The organism is Providencia rettgeri (genome assembly GCF_041075285.1).
Lineage (GTDB): Bacteria > Pseudomonadota > Gammaproteobacteria > Enterobacterales > Enterobacteriaceae > Providencia > Providencia rettgeri_G.
In genome coordinates, this window is the sequence record NZ_CP163512.1 from 1,827,228 (window position 1) to 1,849,920 (window position 22,693).

Sequence of the window (22,693 nt, forward strand, 5' to 3'; positions counted from 1 at the left end):
TATAATGTCTAAAAAATATACTCTACTGATATTATTTTCTAAATTATATATTAATTTCCTTTTATGTTTACAACTTTTTATTGATATCAAAGCTGATAAATACCTATTTGTAGTGATCTTTCTTCCCATTCTAAGTGACATATATCAGATTAATATATATCTATTTGAGGTTGTAAATTACGCCATGTAAATGTGGCATCTATCAAATCCCTTACTAATAAGAATAGCTGGACTCTTCTTTCGGATCTATCTATTTTAGTCTCTATTGCCATAGCTAATAACAATAGTAAATATAATTCAAAATAAATCGTTAAAAAACAAAATAATATAGTTGGTCTTAAAAATATTTGATTTGAAATTCATTTTTGTTTACGTATATTGAATTTTAATAAATAAAATTTAATTGAAATGTAACTAAAGTAATTAATGAAAACAAAATAATTCGAAACAAACTAATTAAATCTGAATGCAAAACATATGTTTAAAATCAGACATTATCCCCTTTGTTTTATTAATTAGAAAAGTGATTGTTGATAATCGATAGCTTCATCTTGCGTTATTTTTTTATTTGTCGCTCTTAGCAGACGCTGACGACACAAACGAATAATATTGCGCTTTTCTGCATTCGAAAACTTTAGCCAATTAAATCGCTCGTCACGTGTTCGATAACAACCACGGCAATAACCTTGCTCATTTGTTTGACAGATCCCACGACAAGGGCTAGGTATGTCAAAAAACTCCAGTTGCTCAGCCATCACTCCCCCTTCAAATGCAAAAACTATCATAAAGATATGATATACTCTTGAAAAATGAGTATTACCACTATTTGGCCAAAAAATAAACTGCTATTACTGTATTTAACAATTTAAGCACGTTATATTAATAGCTAAATAGATTCAGAATTATTGAGTAAAATTCAAGAGGTTTATATGCGCTTACTTCATACCATGTTACGTGTTACTGATATGCAACGTTCTATTGATTTTTATACCAAAGTATTAGGAATGCGTTTACTTAGAACCAGTGAAAATACGGAGTATAAATATTCTTTAGCTTTTGTTGGTTATAGCGATGAAAGTGAAGGGGCTGTTATTGAACTAACATACAATTGGGGCGTTGATAGCTATGAAATGGGCAATGCCTATGGACACATCGCTCTTGGTGTTGATGATGTTGCTAAAACTTGTGATGATATCCGTCATGCAGGCGGCAACGTAACCCGAGAAGCCGGTCCGGTAAAAGGCGGCTCAACCATCATTGCCTTCGTTGAAGATCCTGATGGCTATAAAATTGAGTTGATCGAAAACAAAAGTGCCAGCCAAGGTTTAGGTCACTAATTTAATACACCATTTAAAGTTTAAGCGGCGCGGTTTGGCGGCTTAAACTTTCTTTTTAGCTTATCTGACAATTTTTCTGATTTAGGCATAATATAAGCCAATCAGAAACTTAATAATCGAAAGTCCTAATGTCTGAAAAAAATAATCCGAACGCCCTAGTAAACCGTTTCCGGGGATATTACCCTGTTGTTATTGATGTCGAAACGGGTGGGTTCAACGCAAAAACTGATGGGCTGCTTGAGATAGCCGCAATTACATTAAAAATGGATAAAGATGGCTGGCTTTCTATAGATGAGACCCTGCATTTTCATATCGAACCATTTGAAGGGGCTAATCTAGAGCCATCTGCACTGGCTTTTACGGGAATTGACCCAACAAATCCACTGCGTGGTGCAGTCAGTGAATACGACGCTCTGCATGCCATATTCAAAGTCGTTCGCAAAGGGATGAAAAACACGGATTGCAACCGTGCAATTATTGTTGCCCATAATGCAAATTTTGATCATAGTTTTGTGATGAATGCGGCGGAACGTGCGGGTTTAAAACGTAACCCATTCCATCCTTTTGCCACGTTTGATACGGCCGCACTAAGTGGTTTAGTGTTTGGGCAAACCATTCTGGCTAAAGCCTGTGCCAGTGCGGGGATCCCATTCGATGGTAAACAAGCGCATGGCGCACTGTATGATACTGACCGTACCGCACATTTATTTTGCGAAATTGTAAATAAATTCAAAAAGCTTGGTGGCTGGCCAATCATTGAAGACGAAAAATAAACAGATAAACAAAAACCGCAGTAGATAAATAGCATTTCACTTTTATCCACTGCGGTTTTTTGTTGAATGTCAGTGATTACGCGTTAGCTTCATCTTCTGGACGGTATTTATCTGCTGTTTCTTTAATGAGTGATTGCAGCTCACCACGTTGGAACATTTCCATAATAATGTCACACCCGCCAACGAGTTCACCATCTACCCATAATTGTGGAAAAGTCGGCCAGTTTGCATATTTTGGCAATTCAGCGCGAATATCTGGGTTTTGCAAAATATCAACATAAGCAAAGCGCTCACCACATGAAGACAGCGCTTGAACTGCTTGAGCAGAAAAGCCACAGCTCGGAAGTTTTGGCGAGCCTTTCATGTATAATAAAATTGGATTTTCTTTGATTTGGCGCTCAATTCTTTCAATTGTTGTCATTTTTACTTCCTTAACATTAAACATGATGAGTATATTTTTATTTATCAACTAGATAAGTGATTTTTAGCCCTAAAATATACTGCGCAAGACGATATTTCGTTCTGAATATATTAACGACTATTTTGTATGAAAAAAGAGGGGGGATCCCCCTCCTTTAATTTGCTTCTATTGTGACTTATTTATGATTCAAGTCAAATAAATCTACGCCTCCCTTTACAGCAGGAGATCATTTCGACTCAAGGCATATTGTTAAAGTTCAGCATCTACCTATCTGCCATTTTGCTTATTCGGCAACATGTTCAGCCTATTTTTTTGCTAATCACCTTACTTCTATCTATAAGCGTTACAATAAATCAACTCAATTAAGTTAACCTCTACTTTAACAATGAAAGCTCTCCTCCTTCATTGAATAGCCTCCCCTTCACTCTTTTACAAGCTAGAGGTTATCAATTGGGGGAACTATTTATTATCCGCAGCCAAAAAGTTGTCAGAAACAATCCAAACGTATCGTAATAAGAGCTACACCATAAATTATAACCGATTGATTAAATTGAGATTAATAGAATATTCGTATTATTTTTATCAAGTAGCGACCTCTTCGATTACCCGTTTGTCCCTCTTAGCGTACTTGCACAACTTGGCAATAAGGATAAAATTATATTTTTCTAATATTAAAATCCTATGTACAGCAGCCTTATTATAACTATTTTTATAATCGTCCTATTCTTTGTTTTCATTGCATTTTTTATGATTAAAGATCAGGTTCAACCCGACATAACCCCCCTTTTTTTTAAGGCTTATATCTACCTGCTTGCAGCTATCACCTTTTTTAATGTCATTTTTTTAATAAGAACCTTCATTGGCTGGAACTAGAGGCTGTTTATCTTTACTGCTGATTCTCACCGCTAAAAAGGTCAAAAAACAGCTAAATGTATTCATCGTGCTGACTGACGACTATTTAAATAAAATATTGAGCCTAAACGCTGCCCTACGGGTTCGATTAAAACACGTTTCACTTATTTGATGCTGCCTTGAGAGGCTCCTGCCCGGCTCACTCGGCGGCGAACTTCGTGCCTTGCCTAACTGGCATTAATTAGAATAAAAATTGACCAACAAAGATCAATCCCCCTTACTAATACGATTACATTTACCCTTTATAGGGTTAATCGTGTTACTATTAATATATTAAGGATCATACAGGCCATTTGGCAAAAAACTGTAGATAAACAATGAAGCACAATATTTCGCTCACTTTACGAGCAAACACCCGTATGTTTTGATACAAAAGCAATCAAGGAGTACATCATGTCATTTGAACTTCCCGCTCTACCGTATGCAAAAGATGCTTTAGAACCTTATATTTCATCTGAAACTTTAGAATACCACTATGGTAAGCACCACAATACCTACGTTGTTAACTTAAACAACTTAATCAAAGGGACTAACTTTGAAGGTAAATCTTTAGAAGAAATTATTAAAACGTCTGACGCTGGTGTGTTTAATAACGCAGCTCAAGTATGGAACCACACTTTCTATTGGAACTGCTTAGCACCAAATGCCGGTGGTGAGCCAACCGGTAAAGTTGCAGATGCTATCAATAAAGCCTTTGGTTCTTTTGCGGAGTTTAAAGCGCAGTTTACCGACGCAGCAACCAAAAACTTTGGTGCTGGCTGGACTTGGTTAGTTAAAAAAACCGATGGTAGTTTAGCTATCGTTAATACGTCTAACGCAGCAACACCAATTTCTGGTGATGATAAACCTGTGTTAACTGTTGATATTTGGGAGCACGCTTATTACATCGATTATCGTAATGCGCGCCCTAAATACTTAGAAAATTTCTGGGCACTGGTAAACTGGAAATTCGTAGAAGAAAACTTAGCATAATATTAATACGTTTTCTAAATAGAGTAAGGGCGAGTGAATACTCGCCCTCAGACTGCTGACAAACATAACATGTTTGGCGGCAGGTTGGATAGGTTTTGAAAATAAACAAGGAAAATCAATATATTGATTTTCACCTGATAACACAAAGTGGGAAAAACCACGCTTTTATCCCACTTTGTCAACAACATAAGGGCGAGTGAATACTCGCCCTTATGCAATTCATCCGATGAAGATGAAACTATAACTAGAAGATATGTGCACCAATAAAGATAATCATCACCAGTGTACCCAGTGCAGCTAGAATTCCATACTTAAAATCTGTATCCATGAGTTCCTCTCATCCTAACAAAATTGAGCCAATAATAACCGTACAAACAGTAAGGCTATTAAGTATACACATCCAAAAAAGCAAAACCAGTGTCTATATCACATGTTATAACATCAATTATTTCTTTCGTTTTTGCGCTAGATCAGACAAAATCGACAACAAATCGCTAAATTATTGCCAGCAAAGGATCTATGCATCAATATGCAGGTAATTTTTTAACTAGAATTCTTAGAGAGACCTATAGTTGGTCAGGAGTTTTATTCCCCCATGGCAACGATTAAAGATGTGGCAAAACGCGCTGGCGTCTCCACCACGACCGTATCCCATGTTATTAATAAAACGCGCTTTGTGGCTGATGACACTAAAGCGGCAGTTTGGGCTGCAATCAAAGCGCTCAATTATTCACCTAGTGCGGTTGCCCGTAGTTTAAAAGTAAATCACACCAAATCGATTGGTTTGCTGGCAACATCCAGCGAGGCACCTTATTTTGCTGAGGTTATTGAGTCCGTTGAAAATAGCTGCTATGAAAAAGGCTACACACTGATCCTCTGTAACTCTCACAATAATTTAGGTAAACAAAAAGCCTACTTACAGATGTTGGCACAAAAACGTGTCGATGGCCTATTGGTGATGTGTTCCGAATATCCAGACACACTCATTGGCATGCTTGAAGATTACCGCAATATTCCTATGGTTGTGATGGATTGGGGAACATCCCGAGGGGATTTCACTGATAGCATCATTGATAACTCCTTCCACGGTGGTTACCTCGCAGGACGTTATCTGATTGATAGAGGTCATCGTGATATTGGCGTGATCCCAGGTTCCCTTGAGCGAAATACAGGGATCGGCCGTTTAACTGGTTTCCAAAAAGCCATGGAAGAAGCTAAAATTACCTTAAAGAAAGAGTGGATTGTCCAAGGGGATTTTGAGCCTGAGTCAGGTTATAAAGCGATGATGCAGATTTTAAGCCACAAACAGCGCCCTACCGCCGTTTTTTGTGGTGGTGATATTATGGCTATGGGCGCAATTTGTGCTGCTGATGAAATGGGCTTACGTGTTCCACAAGATATATCAATCATTGGCTACGACAATGTACGAAATGCGCGTTATTTCACCCCTGCATTGACAACAATCCACCAGCCTAAAGAACGTTTGGGGCAAATGGCGTTCGCAATGTTACTAGACCGCATCGTGAATAAACGCGAAGACGCTCAAACTATCGAAGTTCATCCTCGCCTTGTTGAGCGCCGTTCGGTCGCTGATGGGCCATTTATCGACTATCGTCGCTAATTGAGGTTGTTGACAAAGTGGGATAAAAACACGGTTTTTCCCACTTTGTATTATTAGGTGAAAATCAACACATTAACTTGCAAAACCAATCTAACCTATCGCCAAACAGCTTGTGTTTATCCACGTCTGAATAATCGACCATCGTCGATTGCGAAGCTTAAATGGATAACCATTCCGCATTGAGTGTTTCACTATCACCAAGATAATCCAATAACCAACTTAGCGCGGGAGAGGTGTTTTTTTCTACCCACGTTAAACAGCATGGACTTGATGGAAATGGCTGCGCCAATGTCAACTCCACCAATTTACCTTCTGCACATAGAGGCGCAGCCCGATGCTCGGGCACCATACCCACACAAAGTCCATTCGCTAAACACGCCAACCCATTTTCCCAATAGGGAACCACTAAACGTCGTTGGTTATCTAACGCCCAAGTATCACGTTTGGGTAAGCTACGGGAAGTATCTTCTAAGCAGAGGCTTGGGTACTCTCGCATTTGATCATCCGTCAAATTATGGCCTATTTTTGCTAAAGGATGATCTGGGCTTGCAACACACATCCATGACATAAACCCCATATCACGAAAGCTGTATCGCTCGCCAATCGGTGAAGCGCGGGTTGCCCCAATAGCGACATCTACCCGCCCATCGGCTAATGCATCCCAAACACCATTAAACACCTCGGAATGTATATACAATTCGATATCAGGAAAGTGTCGATAAAAATCGAGAATAAGTTGCTCAGTCCGCTGTGGCTTAACAATACAGTCAACCGCAATGCTAAACTGCCCTCGCCAACCATTCGCCGCTTGCTGGCATTGATGACGTGTCTGTGTCATTTTTTTGATAACAGAACGGCTTTCTTTAATAAAAATAAGTCCAGCCTCGGTTAAGACGACATCTCGATGCCGACGCTCAAACAAGGGAACCGCTAACCATTCTTCAACTTGTTTAACCGTATAGCTGATTGCTGAAGGCACGCGGTGCAACTCATCTGCGGCACCACTAAAACTCCCCGTCCGAGCAACCGCATCAATCACTTCTAGTGCATGAGCTGACCACATAGTATCTCCTTTCAAATATTTTGATAGCAAGATCCAAATATTACCGTTTCACAATACAAAAAAATAGCCTATACAATGGCGTCACCGTTAACATTTTTTTAATATCAAATAAGTAAATAATTATGACGACTGTGAAAAAAAACTCCCCTGGGTTTATGATTTACCTTGCCGGATTAAGTATGTTGGGGTTTTTAGCCATTGATATGTACCTGCCTGCTTTTGGTGCAATGCAAACCTCTTTGCACACAACAGAAGGGGCTATCAGTGCTTCTCTCAGTATCTTTTTAGCGGGCTTTGCATTTGCTCAACTTCTTTGGGGACCGCTTTCAGATAAATTGGGCCGCAAACCCGTATTAATTGTTGGCCTAACTCTCTTTATTGTGAGCAGTTTAGCTATCTTTTGGGTCACAACAGCGACACAATTGTTAACTTTGCGTTTTTTACAAGCTGTTGGCGTATGCTCCGCTGCCGTTTTATGGCAAGCTCTTGTAATTGACCGTTATGATGAAGCTAACACGCAAAAAGTTTTCGCCTCAATTATGCCATTGGTCGCGCTCTCTCCTGCTCTTGCCCCTTTATTAGGCGCATGGGTGCTTGAGCACCAAACTTGGGAAGTTATCTTTTTAATTTTAATGGCTGTCGGCGTTTTATTACTGCTACCGACATGTTTCCTCAAAAATGTTTCTGTTAAAAAACACGAAGATGATAGCCAGCCTCAAACCAAAATCTCATTTGCTAAATTGCTCAGTTCCCCTATTTTCAGTGGTAACGTGTTAATTTATGCTTCTTGCAGTGCTGGTTTTTTTGCTTGGTTAACAGGCTCACCTTTTATTCTACGCAATATGGGCTTTAACCCTGCGGATATTGGATTGAGCTATATTCCTCAAACGCTCGCATTCATCGTGGGTGGTTATGGTTGCCGTCTTGTTTTAGCCAAAATACGTGCTGAAACCTTGTTCCCTCTGCTATTAATTGGCTATGGGGTCAGCATGTCTCTCTTATTCGTCATGGCAATTTATACCACACCGTCATTAACCATGATTTTAATTCCATTTTGCTTTATGGCGGCCATGAACGGCGCATCATATCCGATAGCAGTTTCAAAAGCCTTAAACGCATTCCCAACTGCAAGTGGTAAAGCGGCAGCCTTACAAAATGCCTTACAACTCGGGTTATGCTTCTTAGCAAGTTTATTGGTTTCTGCTTTAACCTTTGACCCACTGCTTGCAACAACAGGGGTTATGGCATTTACCATTCTCCCAATGACAATCGGTTATTTTATGCAGCGTTGCGCAGTCAAATCTGAAAAGGCACTACAGCAGGCTGATTGCCAAGCAAATTAATATTATTATATTGTTAGTCTAAGAACCATGTCGCTAGCTACGGCATGGTTTCTATTATCTCACCTACCCGTTTCCTTTTGACCTTTTCTCACGGTAAAAATCAGCAGAATGGCTCCCCCTTAATACTAATAACACGCATGTTCTGTGCTGCTGTTACATTCAGTAATAGGGATGTATTGACTTAAAAATACGATTTAATACATTATCCATTGACTACTATCCGCTAATTAAAGCGCATTACACTACCAAAAAGAGATTTTATTTTTTTTTCTTCTAATACTCTTGCTTTAAATGGTTATTTTTCTTGTCAAAAAACGCTATCATTACTATATCTAATAATGAGTGCTCAAGTATGATGTTGAAACAATATTATCCACCCGATGAACTAAAAGACTTTGTGAGTTCAATTTTGATTATCAAAGAGTTCACCAGTGCGATTAAAATTTTCCCAGGAACAGGCGCTGAAATTTGGGTTTCATCGGATCCCATATGCATGTCTGCGGACGGGCACAGCGTCACAAATCCGTTTCAACTTATCATACCGAGAGTCAATACGTTTACCGCCAATCCAAACCAGACAAAAACCATGGTATTGCGTATTCGCCACGACGCATTACGTTTTTTATTACCACAACGTACATTTAATTATACCGATAGACCCATCGCCTTGGGGGAAATTTGGCAAGATAATTGGTTTGAAGCGCTCGCGAGTTCATCCTTTAAAGAATTATTAGATTGCTTTATACAAACAAAAGCAAGCAAAAAACCCCATTTTACCGATGAAATTATCGAATTACTCTATCGTAATCCGACAAAAAAAATCACAGAAATAGCCGATGAGACAGGTTTACATCTGCGCGTCATTCAAAAAGAGTTTCTAAAAGAGTACGGTATTACACCAAAACGCTACCAGATCAATTGCCGTTTAGAACATGTTTTAAAAAGTATGGTGATAGAGCAAGATACTTATCGTTGGTTTGAAACGGGCTATTATGATCAATCTCATTTCTACCGAGATTTCAAAAGATACTTTACTATGACCCCGTCGGCCTTTTTAAAATCAGATTATTCGCTTTTTTACAATACAAAAACCAAGTACCCATTAAGATAGTTCTTAATACATAAGGAGAACGGAATGAGTATTGTTGTGTATGCCCAAATTACAACTGAAAGAACGGATGGGTATTTAACGAGAGAAATCGTTCGTGACTTAGCAAGACTAAGTCGCCGTGAGAAAGGATGCATTCAATATGATCTTATGGCTAAAGAAAATGGCTATATTGTTTTCGAAGAGTGGGAAAACACTCAGGCATTAGAGATGCATAAAAACAGTCCACATTTCAGGCGCTTAGTTGAAGCTATTGAACGTGATAATGCCAGTTTTTCTGTTAATTTAAGTGAAAAATAGCCGAAAAAAATAGAAGGTTTTAATCAAATTGGCTGTTTTAACAGCCAGTGGCGTTATTGATTTGATATTTCTAATAATGTTGCTGTTGATTATCCTTTTAGCCCCCTACCAACTTAAATTTTACTTTTTATTCAGGCTATAGCACCAACCTAGTGCTATAGCCTGATTATTGTCTAATTGATATTGCCTGTTACTTACTTGCCCTGTGCCTCTTCGACAACGTCGTTCCCTTGTTGTAAAAGTTTTTCTTGTTCTTTTTGATTCAGCACTCGCTCAACGGTATCTACGATCGCTTGAGTTTGTGGGTCTATCTCAATATTCACTTTATCCCCTAAGCGCTTTTGGCCTAGCGTAGTTCTTTCTAACGTTTCAGGGATTAAGTGCACACAGAAACGGTTATTGATGACATCACCAACGGTAAGGCTAATACCGTCAATAGCCACAAACCCTTTATGCAAAATATATTTCATCAAGGTTTTATCATAAATAGATAGCCAAATTTGATGATTATCCTCAGACGTGAAAATTTTACTGATTTCAGCAGTTGTCATGATGTGACCGGACACCACATGACCACCTATTTCATCACCATATTTTGCAGCACGTTCAATATTGACAACGTCACCTTCATGCAAGTCACCCAGGTTCGTCAGGCGCAATGTTTCTTTAATCAAATCAAAGCTAACTCTTTCACCATCAATTTTAGTGACGGTTAAACAGCAACCATTATGGGCAACAGAGGCACCCGTTTCTAAACCAACCAGTAATTCAGGGGTGAATTTCATGACATGAGTACGAAAATTTGCTCTTTCCGTAATTTCAATAATTGGCGCAGTCGCTTGAACAATACCTGTAAACATAATGACTCTCTGTGTCGTGAATGAATTAACTCAGTTTACCTAAGTTTTTTTTGAGATCTATCTTATTTGAGTGGTCAGTAACAGACGCTTTAACTCCCCGTAATCAAATAGACTAAGTAACAAAAGTGCTCTTTCATTAATAAGCAGAATATCTTTATTGGAATACCGGGGCAAACAAGATAGAATGAAGGGTTTTAACAACACTTTGATTTACGACTAAATCATTTATTTTTCTCGTTTTTTCTTCTTCATTATTTTTATTATAAAGGTGTATGCGTGCAGAAATATTTTACAGAAGCGCGTAGCTTGTTGGCTCTCGGGATCCCTATCGTTTTAGCTCAATTTTCACAAACCGCCATGGGATTTGTCGATACCGTTATGGCAGGTAGTGTCAGCGAAATCGAGATGTCCGCAGTTGCAGTTGGTTTTTCCATCTGGCTGCCAGCTATTCTCTTTGGTCAGGGGCTACTAATGGCCTTGACACCTATCGTTGCTCAAATGAATGGCTCAGGTCGCCGTAATTTAATTGGCGATCAAATTCAGCAAGGTCTATGGTTAGCCCTATTTTTAGCCTTAGGTATTATGTGTTTGCTTTATAATAGCAAGCTAATTATCAGCAACATGCCACACATTGATCCCGAACTTGCCGATAAATCGGTACGTTTCTTACATGCCATTATGTGGGGGGCTCCAGGGTATTTATTCTACCAAGTATACCGTAGTCAATGTGAAGGACTTTCAAAAACCAAACCGGGGATGGTTATCGGTTTTCTGGGCTTAATGGTTAATATCCCCATTAACTATATTTTTATCTATGGTCATTTCGGTGCCCCTGCGCTTGGTGGTGTCGGTTGTGGCGTTGCCACAGCATCCGTGTATTGGGCCATGTGTATGATGATGAGATGGTATGTGAGGCGTGCTTCCGCACAGCGCGATATTCGCCCTACTGTTCCTTTTACATCGCCAAACCCATTGATTTTAAAACGTATTATTGTGTTAGGAACACCTATTGGCTTAGCGCTATTCTTTGAGGTCACGTTATTTGCTGTTGTCGCACTGCTAGTTGCACCATTAGGTGTCGTTGCCGTTGCGGGTCACCAAGTTGCGCTGAACTTTAGTTCAGTGATGTTTATGTTCCCATTATCATTGGGGATCGCCGCAACAATTCGTGTAGGTTATAACTTAGGTCAACAATCCACTGATGCGGCTAAAGTGTCTTCTTATACTGGTCTTGCTGTTGGCTTAATGATCGCAACAGTGACCGCGATTTTTACCGCTGTTTTTCGCGAACCTATCGCAATGATGTATAATAAGAACCCTGAAGTGGTTGTTTTATCAACAAGTTTAATGCTATATGCCGCTATCTATCAATTATCAGATTCAGTGCAAGTAATTGGCGCAGGTATTTTGCGGGGCTATAAAGATACCCGTTCAATCTTCTTTATAACATTCACTGCATATTGGTTATTAGGTTTACCAACAGGCTATATTTTAGCCCTGACTGACTATATTGCACCTGCAATGGGACCAAAAGGTTTCTGGATAGGCTTTATTGTTGGGTTAAGTGCTGCTGCGGTTGGTATGGCAACACGAATTATGTGGATCCATAAACAACCTGAGCAAGTTGTGTTATTGCGTTCAACACGCTAGTCGTCGGTTTTTTAAGCAATTTATTGTGGGGGAAGATGTATTTCGCACCAGATAGTTTTAAATACGAGCAAACTGTCGCGAAATTACATTTTCCCCTTGCCAGATTCACAGCATAACGTTAATATTCGTCCCCGTTGTCAGTTAGAAGTTTTCAATGCGTCCGTAGCTCAGTTGGTTAGAGCACCACCTTGACATGGTGGGGGTCGGTAGTTCGAGTCTACTCGGACGCACCATTTCTAGTTAGCACAACAAGTTAATTTCAGTGCGTCCGTAGCTCAGTTGGTTAGAGCACCACCTTGACATGGTGGGGGTCGGTAGTTCGAGTCTACTCGGACGCACCATTTCAAGTTAACACAATACGTTAATTCTCAGTGCGTCCGTAGCTCAGTTGGTTAGAGCACCACCTTGACATGGTGGGGGTCGGTAGTTCGAGTCTACTCGGACGCACCATTTCCTAACTGCTTCATTTTTATTCTAATATTTTTCTTGATTGTCATTCAAACATGCCTTATTTTGTTGCGCAACAAAAGAACTCGCATAAAATCAACCGAATTATTGATCTTAGCTATCTCTTCATTGAATTTAGTAAAATTTGATTTGTCTCACAGTTTTTTGTTGTTTATAATAGCGATGTTGGCTGAAAGGTTTCACCAACAATAAATCAGTACGTTAGCTTTAATGAAGTTTGTCTACTACACTATAATAAGAATCAATTTATGACAAATTTCATCATATTATTGAATTTAACACCAGACTGTCGCCTATTCTTATATGAGTTGCGCAACACGTTTTATCCTGCACACTCAGTATCGGCGGCAATATCGATTTCCTTTATAACCTTAGATAGACTGCCATGAAAAAAACCAAAATTGTTTGTACTATCGGTCCAAAAACCGAATCTGAAGAAAAACTGACCCAACTATTAGACGCAGGCATGAACGTCATGCGCCTAAACTTCTCCCACGGTGACTATGAAGAACACGGTCAACGTATCAAAAATCTTCGTTCTGTTTGTGCAAAAACTGGTAAACAAGCAGCTATCCTGCTCGACACTAAAGGCCCTGAAATCCGCACGATGAAATTAGAAGGCGGTAACGATGTTTCTCTCGTTGCAGGTCAAACTTTCACGTTTACCACTGATACCTCGGTGATCGGCAATAAAGACAGAGTGGCTGTCACCTACGCAGGCTTAACGGAAGATCTGAAAGTAGGCAACACCGTTTTAGTCGATGATGGCCTTATTGGCATGAAAGTTACCAACATCACCGCGACTGAAGTCATTTGTGAAGTATTAAACAACGGCGACCTTGGTGAGAAAAAAGGTGTTAACCTACCCGGCGTTTCAATTGGTCTGCCTGCTTTAGCCGAAAAAGACAAAGAAGATTTGGTGTTTGGCTGCGAGCAAGGCGTTGATTTTGTTGCGGCTTCTTTCATCCGTAAACGTTCTGATGTTGAAGAGATCCGTGCTCACCTGAAAAAACACGGTGGAGAAAACATCCAAATCATCTCTAAAATTGAAAACCAAGAAGGTTTAAATAATTTTGATGAGATCTTAGAAGCCTCTGATGGCATCATGGTGGCTCGTGGTGACTTGGGTGTTGAGATCCCTGTCGAAGAAGTTATTTTTGCGCAAAAAATGATGATTGAAAAATGTGTTAAGGCGCGTAAAGTCGTTATCACTGCAACACAAATGTTAGATTCAATGATCAAAAACCCGCGCCCTACTCGTGCAGAAGCAGGCGATGTGGCTAACGCGATTTTAGATGGTACCGATGCCGTTATGTTATCTGGCGAAAGTGCGAAAGGTAAATATCCAATAGAAGCCGTCACTATCATGGCGACTATCTGTGAACGTACTGATCGCGTGATGCCAACTCGTATCGATAATCAAAAACCAAGTCAGCGCTTACGTGTTACCGAAGCTGTATGCCGTGGTGCAGTTGAAATGTCTGAAAAATTAGACGTACCACTGATTGTTGTCGCAACTTATGGCGGTAAATCAGCGAAGTCTGTCCGTAAATACTTCCCAACCGCACCAATCCTTGCATTAACCACTAATGAAGAAACGGCACGTCAGTTGTTATTAGTGAAAGGCGTGATCCCAATGATCGTTGACGGTTTCACGTCGACAGATGATTTCTACCGTGAAGGTAAGCGCGCTGCGTTAGAAAGTGGTTTAGCGGTTGAAGGTGATGCTGTTGTGATGGTTTCTGGCGCATTAGTCCAAAGCGGTACAACCAATACTTCTTCTGTTCATATTCTGTAATTACTATTTTATAGAATGCTAAAAGGCCGTTTGCTGTTAATTCAGCTAGCGGCCTTTTTTATTTTCCTTTAACATTTAATGCTATCCTGACTTAACTATTTACCCATTTAAATTTCTATAGTAAATATCTTATCTCTTTTTGAGGGCATTATGACAAAACACCTTTTAATTGTTCAAATAATAACCTGCATTGATCTTAATTTAAATTTTTCTTCTTTTTCCTATGACTAAATGTAAAGTATTTCTAGCAAATCTTTAAATTAAGTACTAGCATAAGACTTAGTAAGTGCCATACCCTAATTTTCATTAGGTTGTTTTAAAGGGACATAGCAAGCTTAAAGATAATCGTCTTGGCTCTATTATTTGGTGACTTGCTCTTTATATTTTCAAGATAATCAATCTAGAGGGTAAAATAATGATTCGTACTAAAATTCTACTGGGCTCTATCGTATTAGCTTCAGCATTACTAGCGGGTTGTTCTAACAGCACTGAAGTGCAAAAACTCTCTTCAGACGTACAAACTCTGAATGGTAAAGTTGATCAGCTGAGCAACGATGTTCAGTCACTGCGTTCTGATGTTCAGACAGCTCAAGAAGAAGCAGCACGTGCTAACCAACGTCTGGACAACCAAGTTCGTACTTACAAAAAATAAGTCCGATTTGGTCGTTATCTAATTGAAACGACGCTTCTTAGAAGCTGATAGTATTTATGAGGGCCTATGAAAATAGGCCCTTGTTTTTTGGTGCAGATTATTGAGCGGCTACAGAGGAACGGTATTTAACAGGTAATAACGCGCCGATTTTTCCGTCATAAATCGGGCCAGGCTGTGAAATAGTGAATGGCTCAATCGGTATTAGCTGTTCATGTTGGTTTTCATACTCAGGCTCAGTCGTGCCCTGATCATTATTTACACGTACTGGCATCCCAGAGCGTCTAGCTAGCTCTTTTTGCACTAAAGCCTTATCAATACCTTCATTTTCAAGAAAACGCTTGAAATCGTCTGAGAGCTTGATTGGCATGGTTTGTGGATCATCTGTACTTGAACGGGATAACGGTTGATGTACTTCAATATAATAACTGCCATCGGCTTCTTTGGAATATTTCACCGCTTGGTCGATGACTTGGACGCGCGTTCCTTTTGGAACAGTATGAAATAGTGCCTCTATATCATCCGGGCGTAAACGAATACAACCTGAACTCACACGCATTCCAATTCCGAAGTTAGCGTTAGTACCATGAATTAAATATTCACCACGACCATAAGCCAAGCGCAATGCATACAAGCCCATTGGGTTTTCAGGACCTGCGGGCACAACTGCGGGTAATGTAATCCCTTCTTTTGCATAGTTTTTACGAATATTCGCCGTTGGTGTCCATGTTGGGTCTTTAATTGACTGGCTAACTGATGTCACCATTTCTGGTGTATCACGACCTAGCTGACCAATACCAATTGGGTAAACCACAACATTATCGCTGTTAGCTGGGTAATAATATAAACGCAGTTCCGCTAAGTTGATCACGATCCCTGTTCTAGGTGTTGGTGGCAATAGCATTTGCGCAGGAATAATCAATTCTTTACCCGCTTCAGGTAAGTAAGGATCTGTGCCAGGATTTGCTTCAAGCATCCCTAACAAACCGATTTCGTGTTCACTTGCAATCGCTTCAAGAGGACGACCATCATTTGGCACGATATAGGTGTAATTTTCCCCGATTAGGCGGGTGTTACTGTCAGGTAATGGGTACTCTTTTGCCTGAGCTGGCGATAATAACGCACTCATGACAAATAAACTTGCCACCGTTAAAACTCTCTTCATACCTACTCCAAGGAAAATAGTGTTCTTACAATAACGCATTAATTATTGCTCATAATAGCAACTATTCTTGATATCTTTAATACTTAATGAATATTTTAATTAACTCATATTATTGAGCCAATCTTTATACGATAGTCAGATTTTAACGGACGACTTAATTAAGCGCGAAGTTAAGGCGGGGAAATAGACGAGGGAACAGAATGGTTCCCTCACTAAGGCTAAATTAGCGCGTTTGCACGCCCTAAGATTGTACGGATCATGGCATTTAACCCTTGCGTTCGTGAAGGTGTTAAATGTTGTTCTAATGCTAATTGCTCAAAAAAGGATTTCACGTCTAAGGCTAATATTTGCTGAGCTGTTTTACCTTGAAAGAGAATAATGACAATCGCCACCAGCCCTTTAACGATCGCAGCATCGCTATCCCCTGCAAAAGTAATTGTGCCATCGGATTGTAACTGCATATCAATCCACACTTGGCTTTGGCAGCCCGCAATTAAGTTACTATCATTTTTTTGCTTTTCATTGAGCTCAGGTAAACGCCCACCAAGCTCAATCATATACAAATAGCGTTCTTCCCAATCCTGACAGCGCGCAAAATTACGTAATAGTTTATTTTCATCGGGTAATGCCGGCATACTCACTTCCTTTACCATTGACTTATTTCTTGCTACTTAGCCTAACAATTTTTTAATGCGCTGTAATGCATTGAATAGCGCATCAATATCTTCTTTCGTGGTGTAGATCCCCACAGATGCTCGGCACATAGCAGGAACATGGTAATGTTCCATTAAAGGTAAAGCACAGTGATGCCCTGTTCGAATAGCAATACCATATCTATCTAAAAATGAACCAACATCATAGGCATGGTGCGCACCAAGGTTAAAGGCTAACACACCTTCACGCTGTTCATTGCCATATAACGTGATGGATGGATTATCTTTAAGCTTTTGCGATGCATACGCCATGATTTGTGCTTCATAGGAGAAAACATTGGGTAAATTTAACGCCGTCAAATAGTCAAATGCCGCACCTAACCCAATAATTGCACTCACATTTGGCGTACCTGCTTCAAAACGCCAAGGCGCATCAGCAAAGGTAATTCCTTTCGTTAAGCTCACTTGGCGGATCATCGCCCCACCGCCTTCCCATGGCGGCATCACATCTAAGATAGCCTTTTTACCATACAAGATCCCTATACCGGTTGGGCCGTATAATTTGTGCCCTGAGAACACATAGAAATCACAGTCCAGATCCCGTACATTAACCTGCTGGTGCATCGCACCTTGTGCACCATCCACTAAAATTGCCAGTTCACTGCCTTTTTGTGCGGCAATAGCTCGCGCTTGTTGGATAATTTCTTTAACTGGATTTACAGTACCTAACACATTTGAAATATGCGTGAAGCTCAGTAAACGTGTCCGCTCATCGATGAATTCATTGAGCTTATCTAACTGCAATGTCCCATCATCAGAAATAGGGATAACGCGTACTTCAAAACCGATTTCTTCAGCTAATATAAACCAAGGTACGATATTGGCGTGGTGCTCCATTTCGGTGATAACGATGTTATCACCCTCAAAGAAATGCTTGCGTCCGTAGCTATTTGCAACAAGATTGATGCCTTCAGTTGTGCCTTTGACAAAAACGATTTCTTCATTAGAACCCGCATGGATGAAATTCGCTGCTTTTTGGCGCACGTCTTCCATCATCGTGGTTGCATTGGCACTGAGTGTATGAATGCCGCGATGAACCGCGGCATACTGATGTAACGTAAACTCACTTTCGCGCTCAATAACTTGCAACGGTTTTTGTGCACTCGCCGCACTGTCTAAATAGACTAAGGGATGGTTATTTACTGATTGTGATAAGGCAGGAAAATCCTGCCTGACTAACGTAACATCAAATGACATGGGGATTAAACCTCCGCTAAGCGCTGGCGGATGTTTGCCATCACAGCGTGTTTTAATTCTTCTGACTCAATAGATTCAGTCAACTCTGCCGCAAATGCAATGATGATCATATGCTTAGCCGCTTTACCATCAATTCCCCTTGAGCGCAGATAAAATAGTTGCTCATCATCGATTCGACCCACTGTCGCGCCATGACCACATTTAACATCGTCTGCATAAATCTCAAGCTGTGGCTTAGTATCGATTTCCGCTTTATCACCGAGCAACAAGGTATTATTGGTCATTTGACCATCAGTCTTTAGCGCATTTGGCGCGACTTTAATCATCCCATTAAATACCGCTTTGCTGCTATCCATCGCAATCACTTTATGCAGTTGGCGGCTATTACAATACCCTGTGTTGTGCTCTAAATATGTCCGTGTATCTGCAATTTCGCTATCTTTTGGCAACAATAAACTATTGAGTTCAAGTTCGCTATTTTCGCCATCAAGACGTGCACTGGTGTGGTTACGTGTTAATCCTGCACCTAATAAGAAACTGGTGCTTTTAACACGACCATCACGACCAACCACAATATCGTTATGGGCAAAGTGTTGCGCCTGCGTATTTTCCACATTGAGTTTAAAGTGACTCAACTCTGCGTTATCTCCCACCTCAACGGTTAAACGGCTTCCTGTCATATGCGCTTCACCATTTAAACTGACAAAGTGTTCAATCACTTGGGCTTTACTGTTCGCATCTAGGGTTAAATGGTAACGATATTGGCTAATATTCATCGCCTGGTCGTCACTGATCCCACTAGAGATATTCAGTAAATACAGTGGCTTTTCCGCTATTTTATTCGCGGCTAAGTGGATAACTAGCGGTTGTAGCGCCAAGCTTTCCGTTAAATGCAAAAAAATTTCACTATTCACCGGTGCTGGGAGTAAATCTTGATTATCCAGCAACGAGACTTGAAAAGCCCCGACATCAATGGAGCTTAGGGCTGAACTATACCGCCCATCAATCAAAACAATACGATAAGCATCGATCGGTAATGCTAACTTTTCACATTCACTGGCGGTCACATCTACATGACTAAAACGGTATTGCGTATTTAAGACACTATTCAGTGGCGTATAGTGCCAATCTTCGTGACGAAAAGCAGGTAACCCGACTTGTTTAGCCTGTTCCCAATGGTTTTTGGCATGTTGTGAATTTTCGCCTAAGCGTTGTTCGAACAACGTCCCAAAGCGTGACATTGCTTGCTCATTGAGTGCAGCAACTTCAGCACGCTTTTGCGCTCTTTCACTGTTGGTCAATAAGCCAGCCATAACCCTGCTCCTCCAGTTTTTTCGCTAAACTGAAATCACCTGATTTGATGATTTTCCCTTGATATAAAACGTGGACAAAGTCAGGTTTTACATAATCTAAAATGCGCTGGTAATGCGTAACAATAATGAAAGAACGTTCCGGCGAACGCAATGAATTCACCCCATTAGCAACGATTTTCAAAGCATCGATATCCAGACCAGAGTCTGTTTCATCAAGAATACAAAGTTGTGGTTCTAACGCTGCCATTTGCAAGATATCGTTACGTTTTTTCTCACCACCAGAGAAACCCACATTAACCGAACGTGCTAATAAATCTTCTGGCATTTCCAATAATTTAATTTTATCTTCGATAAAATCTTGGAAATCAAAACGATCTAACGCCTCTTGCTGACGATATTCACGCACCGCGTTCACCGCAGTTTGTAAGAAGAATTGGTTACTCACGCCCGGAATTTCTACCGGGTATTGAAAGGCTAAGAAAACGCCCTCACCAGCACGCTCTTCAGGATCCAATTCAAACAGATCTTTACCTTTGAAAGTCACTGAACCGCTGTCTATTTCATATTCTTCGCGACCCGCAAGGGTTGCCGATAATGTACTTTTACCTGAACCATTTGGGCCCATGATGGCGTGTACTTCCCCTGGTTTCACTTCCAGAGATAAGCCTTTTAAAATTTCATTTCCTTCTACACTCACGTGTAAATCTTTAACACTTAACATATTTACATGCCTTTAGCGCTTACGCGCAAATAAACTCGATAAGGATCAGCCAACGCTGTGTTCTAAGCTGATCGCCAGCAATTTTTGTGCTTCTACGGCAAACTCTAAAGGAAGCTCTGAGAACACATCTTTACAGAAACCATTTACAATCATAGAGATAGCATTATCCTCGCTAATCCCGCGTTGTAAGCAGTAAAACAGCTGGTCTTCGCCAATACGTGAAGTTGTGGCTTCGTGCTCAAGCTGCGCGGTATTATTTTTGACTTCCACATAAGGGAACGTATGCGCCCCACATTGTGTGCCAATTAACATAGAATCGCACTGTGTAAAGTTACGGGCATTGTGCGCACTCGGTAGAATTTTGACTAAACCACGGTAACTGTTTTGGCTTTTACCCGCAGAAATCCCTTTTGAGATAATCGTTGAACGCGTGTTTTTCCCAATGTGGATCATCTTGGTTCCTGTATCCGCTTGCTGATTACCATTTGTTAGTGCAACAGAGAAAAACTCACCCACAGAGTTATCCCCTTTGAGGATCACACTTGGGTATTTCCACGTAATCGCTGAGCCTGTCTCAGACTGAGTCCACGACATTTTTGAGTTTTCACCTTCACACAAAGCACGTTTGGTCACAAAGTTGAGGATACCACCTTCTTTACTATCTCCCCCCGAGAACCAGTTTTGGACAGTGGAGTATTTGACTTCAGCATCTTTGTGGATGATGACTTCAACTACCGCTGCGTGCAGTTGATAGCTATCACGAACGGGGGCAGAACACCCTTCGATATAGCTGACGTAACTGCCCTCGTCGGCGATTAGAATAGTGCGCTCAAATTGGCCTGTTTTGGCGGCATTAATGCGAAAATAAGTAGAAAGCTCCATTGGGCAACGTACCCCTTTCGGGATATACACAAAGGTACCATCAGAAGCAACCGCCGCATTTAACGCCGCAAAAAAGTTATCATGGCTTGAAACGACGCTGCCTAAATATTTCTGAACTAGCTCTGGATATTCTTGGATAGCTTCGCTAAATGAACAGAAAATGATACCGTGTTTCGCAAGGTCTTCACGGTATGTGGTGGACACAGATACGGAGTCAAAAATCGCATCAACAGCCACAGCTTTACCTTCACGAACAGGTACGCCAAGCTGGTTAAAGGCTTCTTCAACTTCAGCAGTTAAGTAATTATTTGTTTCAGCAACACCTGTTGCTTGGGTTGCTCCAGATTGCGAACCACAGGTATCATCACACGAGCCACAAGATGGCGCGGAATAATAGCTGTAATCCTGATAATCAAGATTTGGGTAATGAGCTTTGAGCCAATGAGGCTCTTCCATGCCTTTCCAGTGATTAAAGGCATCAAGGCGGAATTGTAACATCCACTCGGGCTCATTACGTTTTGCTGAAATAGCACGAACAACATCTTCGTTGATCCCTTTCGCCATTTCATCGGTTGCAACTTCCGTAAAGAAGCCCTCTTTATAACGCTGATCATCAAGCCAGCTTTGAACATCATCGCCAACTTCTACATTGCTCTGTGACATAATCTGACTTCACATGTTAAACGCCGAAGCTTTCACCACACCCACAGGCGTGTTGGGCTTTCGGGTTATTAAATTTGAAAATTTGATTCAGCCCTTCTTGGACGTAATCAACGACTGTACCATCAATAAATGGCATTGCTTCTTTTGGCACATAAAGATGTGCGCCATCGAGTTCAAATAACAGGTGCTTATCGGTTGGGTTTTCAATCATTTCAAAAACGTAACCGAAACCCGCGCAGCCAGACTGTTTTACGCCGAGTGAAAGCCCTTTGCTATTTGGGTTTTGCACCATCAATTTTTTGATTTGTTTTGCAGCGCTTTGTGTCAGGCTAACTCCCTGCCAATTGTTTTCATCAAATGAAAATGTCTCTACACCGTCAGTCATATTGACCCCACATTTCTTATGGCTTTTCAGCCTGTTATCAGGAGATTAACTCTGTATATCCTATGGTAATGATTACCTATGCTACTTCAACCATTTGTTTTAAGAGGTTATAGCTATTTTAGCACTTTTTTTATCCAAATTGAGCTTATTTATTAAGCAAAAACAGCCAACAATAAACCTAACAAACTGAAAAATAAAAGATAAATAGAGTTGAGTTTTTTATTGAATTTTGTACTAATGAATACATAAAAATGACACAAATTAACAAAGATGCATTTATTATACATCTTAATTAAATTGATAAAAATGAAAACGCATTCATCAATATAAGTAGATGGGGACAAATAATAAAAACAACAACTCGCTTTCGAGACATTTT

Annotated in this window: 21 protein-coding genes and 3 tRNA genes; 13 read left to right on the top strand and 11 right to left on the bottom strand. The window is 40.4% G+C overall.

The annotated features are described in order from the left end of the window. Positions 1–515: 515 nt before the first annotated feature. Positions 516–755 (bottom strand): DUF1289 domain-containing protein, encoded by a 240-nt coding sequence (locus AB6N04_RS08290; protein WP_369311411.1) that lies wholly within the window; start codon positions 753–755, stop codon positions 516–518. A 174-nt stretch (positions 756–929) separates the two neighbouring features. On the opposite strand from AB6N04_RS08290, the gene gloA reads away from it, so the two are divergent. Together gloA and rnt are read left to right on the top strand one after the other, a co-directional pair. After that, positions 930–1,337, top strand: a complete 408-nt coding sequence (gene gloA, locus AB6N04_RS08295; protein WP_369311412.1) for a lactoylglutathione lyase — start codon at positions 930–932, stop codon at positions 1,335–1,337. A gap of 128 nt (positions 1,338–1,465) precedes the next feature. Continuing rightward, complete coding sequence (gene rnt, locus AB6N04_RS08300; RefSeq protein ID WP_369311413.1) at positions 1,466–2,110, top strand: ribonuclease T; 645 nt, start codon at positions 1,466–1,468, stop codon at positions 2,108–2,110. Between the two features lie 76 nt (positions 2,111–2,186). Here rnt and AB6N04_RS08305 read toward each other — a convergent pair whose 3' ends face one another. Beyond that, a complete protein-coding gene (locus tag AB6N04_RS08305) occupies positions 2,187–2,531 on the bottom strand; it encodes a Grx4 family monothiol glutaredoxin (RefSeq protein ID WP_369311414.1) in 345 nt (114 codons plus the stop codon). A gap of 1,305 nt (positions 2,532–3,836) precedes the next feature. Between AB6N04_RS08305 and sodB the strand changes: the two genes are divergently transcribed. After that, positions 3,837–4,415 (top strand): superoxide dismutase [Fe], encoded by a 579-nt coding sequence (sodB, locus tag AB6N04_RS08310; RefSeq protein WP_369311415.1) that lies wholly within the window; start codon positions 3,837–3,839, stop codon positions 4,413–4,415. A gap of 595 nt (positions 4,416–5,010) precedes the next feature. After that, positions 5,011–6,036: an HTH-type transcriptional repressor PurR gene (gene purR, locus AB6N04_RS08315; protein ID WP_369311416.1), complete on the top strand. Its 1,026-nt coding sequence runs from the start codon at positions 5,011–5,013 to the stop codon at positions 6,034–6,036. Positions 6,037–6,193: 157 nt separating this feature from the next. Here the strand turns inward: purR and punR are convergent, their stop codons facing one another. Continuing rightward, positions 6,194–7,099 carry a DNA-binding transcriptional activator PunR gene (gene punR, locus AB6N04_RS08320; RefSeq protein ID WP_369311417.1) on the bottom strand — a complete coding sequence of 302 codons (906 nt, stop codon included), beginning with the start codon at positions 7,097–7,099 and terminating at the stop codon, positions 6,194–6,196. Positions 7,100–7,221: 122 nt separating this feature from the next. On the opposite strand from punR, the gene punC reads away from it, so the two are divergent. The 3 genes from punC to AB6N04_RS08335 all read left to right on the top strand — a co-directional run bounded on the left by punC (position 7,222) and on the right by AB6N04_RS08335 (position 9,850). Continuing rightward, a complete protein-coding gene (gene punC / locus AB6N04_RS08325) occupies positions 7,222–8,442 on the top strand; it encodes a purine nucleoside transporter PunC (RefSeq protein ID WP_369311418.1) in 1,221 nt (406 codons plus the stop codon). A 352-nt stretch (positions 8,443–8,794) separates the two neighbouring features. Then, positions 8,795–9,553 carry a helix-turn-helix transcriptional regulator gene (locus AB6N04_RS08330; protein WP_369311419.1) on the top strand — a complete coding sequence of 253 codons (759 nt, stop codon included), beginning with the start codon at positions 8,795–8,797 and terminating at the stop codon, positions 9,551–9,553. A gap of 24 nt (positions 9,554–9,577) precedes the next feature. Next, positions 9,578–9,850, top strand: coding sequence for a putative quinol monooxygenase (locus AB6N04_RS08335; RefSeq protein ID WP_369311420.1), 273 nt, complete (start codon positions 9,578–9,580; stop codon positions 9,848–9,850). 194 nt (positions 9,851–10,044) lie between these two features. Here AB6N04_RS08335 and AB6N04_RS08340 read toward each other — a convergent pair whose 3' ends face one another. Continuing rightward, positions 10,045–10,710, bottom strand: coding sequence for a riboflavin synthase subunit alpha (locus tag AB6N04_RS08340; RefSeq protein WP_369311421.1), 666 nt, complete (start codon positions 10,708–10,710; stop codon positions 10,045–10,047). A gap of 276 nt (positions 10,711–10,986) precedes the next feature. On the opposite strand from AB6N04_RS08340, the gene AB6N04_RS08345 reads away from it, so the two are divergent. The 6 genes from AB6N04_RS08345 to AB6N04_RS08370 all read left to right on the top strand — a co-directional run bounded on the left by AB6N04_RS08345 (position 10,987) and on the right by AB6N04_RS08370 (position 15,278). Beyond that, positions 10,987–12,360 carry an MATE family efflux transporter gene (locus AB6N04_RS08345; protein WP_369311422.1) on the top strand — a complete coding sequence of 458 codons (1,374 nt, stop codon included), beginning with the start codon at positions 10,987–10,989 and terminating at the stop codon, positions 12,358–12,360. Between the two features lie 156 nt (positions 12,361–12,516). Further along, a tRNA-Val gene (locus tag AB6N04_RS08350) sits at positions 12,517–12,593 on the top strand. A 31-nt stretch (positions 12,594–12,624) separates the two neighbouring features. Further along, positions 12,625–12,701 (top strand) — tRNA-Val (locus AB6N04_RS08355). 32 nt (positions 12,702–12,733) lie between these two features. Next, a tRNA-Val gene (locus tag AB6N04_RS08360) sits at positions 12,734–12,810 on the top strand. Positions 12,811–13,213: 403 nt separating this feature from the next. Then, complete coding sequence (gene pykF / locus AB6N04_RS08365) at positions 13,214–14,626, top strand: pyruvate kinase PykF (protein ID WP_369311423.1); 1,413 nt, start codon at positions 13,214–13,216, stop codon at positions 14,624–14,626. A gap of 415 nt (positions 14,627–15,041) precedes the next feature. Then, positions 15,042–15,278, top strand: coding sequence for a major outer membrane lipoprotein (locus tag AB6N04_RS08370; RefSeq protein ID WP_047756290.1), 237 nt, complete (start codon positions 15,042–15,044; stop codon positions 15,276–15,278). A 97-nt stretch (positions 15,279–15,375) separates the two neighbouring features. On the opposite strand, the gene AB6N04_RS08375 is transcribed toward AB6N04_RS08370, so the two are convergent. The 7 genes from AB6N04_RS08375 to sufA all read right to left on the bottom strand — a co-directional run bounded on the left by AB6N04_RS08375 (position 15,376) and on the right by sufA (position 22,314). Continuing rightward, positions 15,376–16,440: a L,D-transpeptidase family protein gene (locus AB6N04_RS08375; RefSeq protein ID WP_369311424.1), complete on the bottom strand. Its 1,065-nt coding sequence runs from the start codon at positions 16,438–16,440 to the stop codon at positions 15,376–15,378. A 218-nt stretch (positions 16,441–16,658) separates the two neighbouring features. Then, the gene (sufE, locus tag AB6N04_RS08380; RefSeq protein WP_369311425.1) at positions 16,659–17,075 is read right to left on the bottom strand and encodes a cysteine desulfuration protein SufE; all 417 of its coding nucleotides are present in this window, start codon (positions 17,073–17,075) and stop codon (positions 16,659–16,661) included. A 36-nt stretch (positions 17,076–17,111) separates the two neighbouring features. Beyond that, positions 17,112–18,350, bottom strand: a complete 1,239-nt coding sequence (gene sufS, locus AB6N04_RS08385; RefSeq protein WP_369311426.1) for a cysteine desulfurase SufS — start codon at positions 18,348–18,350, stop codon at positions 17,112–17,114. 5 nt (positions 18,351–18,355) lie between these two features. Continuing rightward, positions 18,356–19,663: a Fe-S cluster assembly protein SufD gene (sufD, locus tag AB6N04_RS08390; protein ID WP_369311427.1), complete on the bottom strand. Its 1,308-nt coding sequence runs from the start codon at positions 19,661–19,663 to the stop codon at positions 18,356–18,358. Next, positions 19,638–20,384 (bottom strand): Fe-S cluster assembly ATPase SufC, encoded by a 747-nt coding sequence (gene sufC, locus AB6N04_RS08395; RefSeq protein WP_369311428.1) that lies wholly within the window; start codon positions 20,382–20,384, stop codon positions 19,638–19,640. Before sufC ends, sufD begins: the two co-directional genes overlap by 26 nt. Before the next feature lie 45 nt (positions 20,385–20,429). Next, the gene (gene sufB, locus AB6N04_RS08400; RefSeq protein WP_369311429.1) at positions 20,430–21,929 is read right to left on the bottom strand and encodes a Fe-S cluster assembly protein SufB; all 1,500 of its coding nucleotides are present in this window, start codon (positions 21,927–21,929) and stop codon (positions 20,430–20,432) included. A 16-nt stretch (positions 21,930–21,945) separates the two neighbouring features. Then, on the bottom strand, positions 21,946–22,314 hold the full coding sequence (gene sufA / locus AB6N04_RS08405; RefSeq protein ID WP_369311430.1) for a Fe-S cluster assembly scaffold SufA: 369 nt from the start codon (positions 22,312–22,314) through the stop codon (positions 21,946–21,948). Between the last annotated feature and the right edge of the window lie 379 nt (positions 22,315–22,693).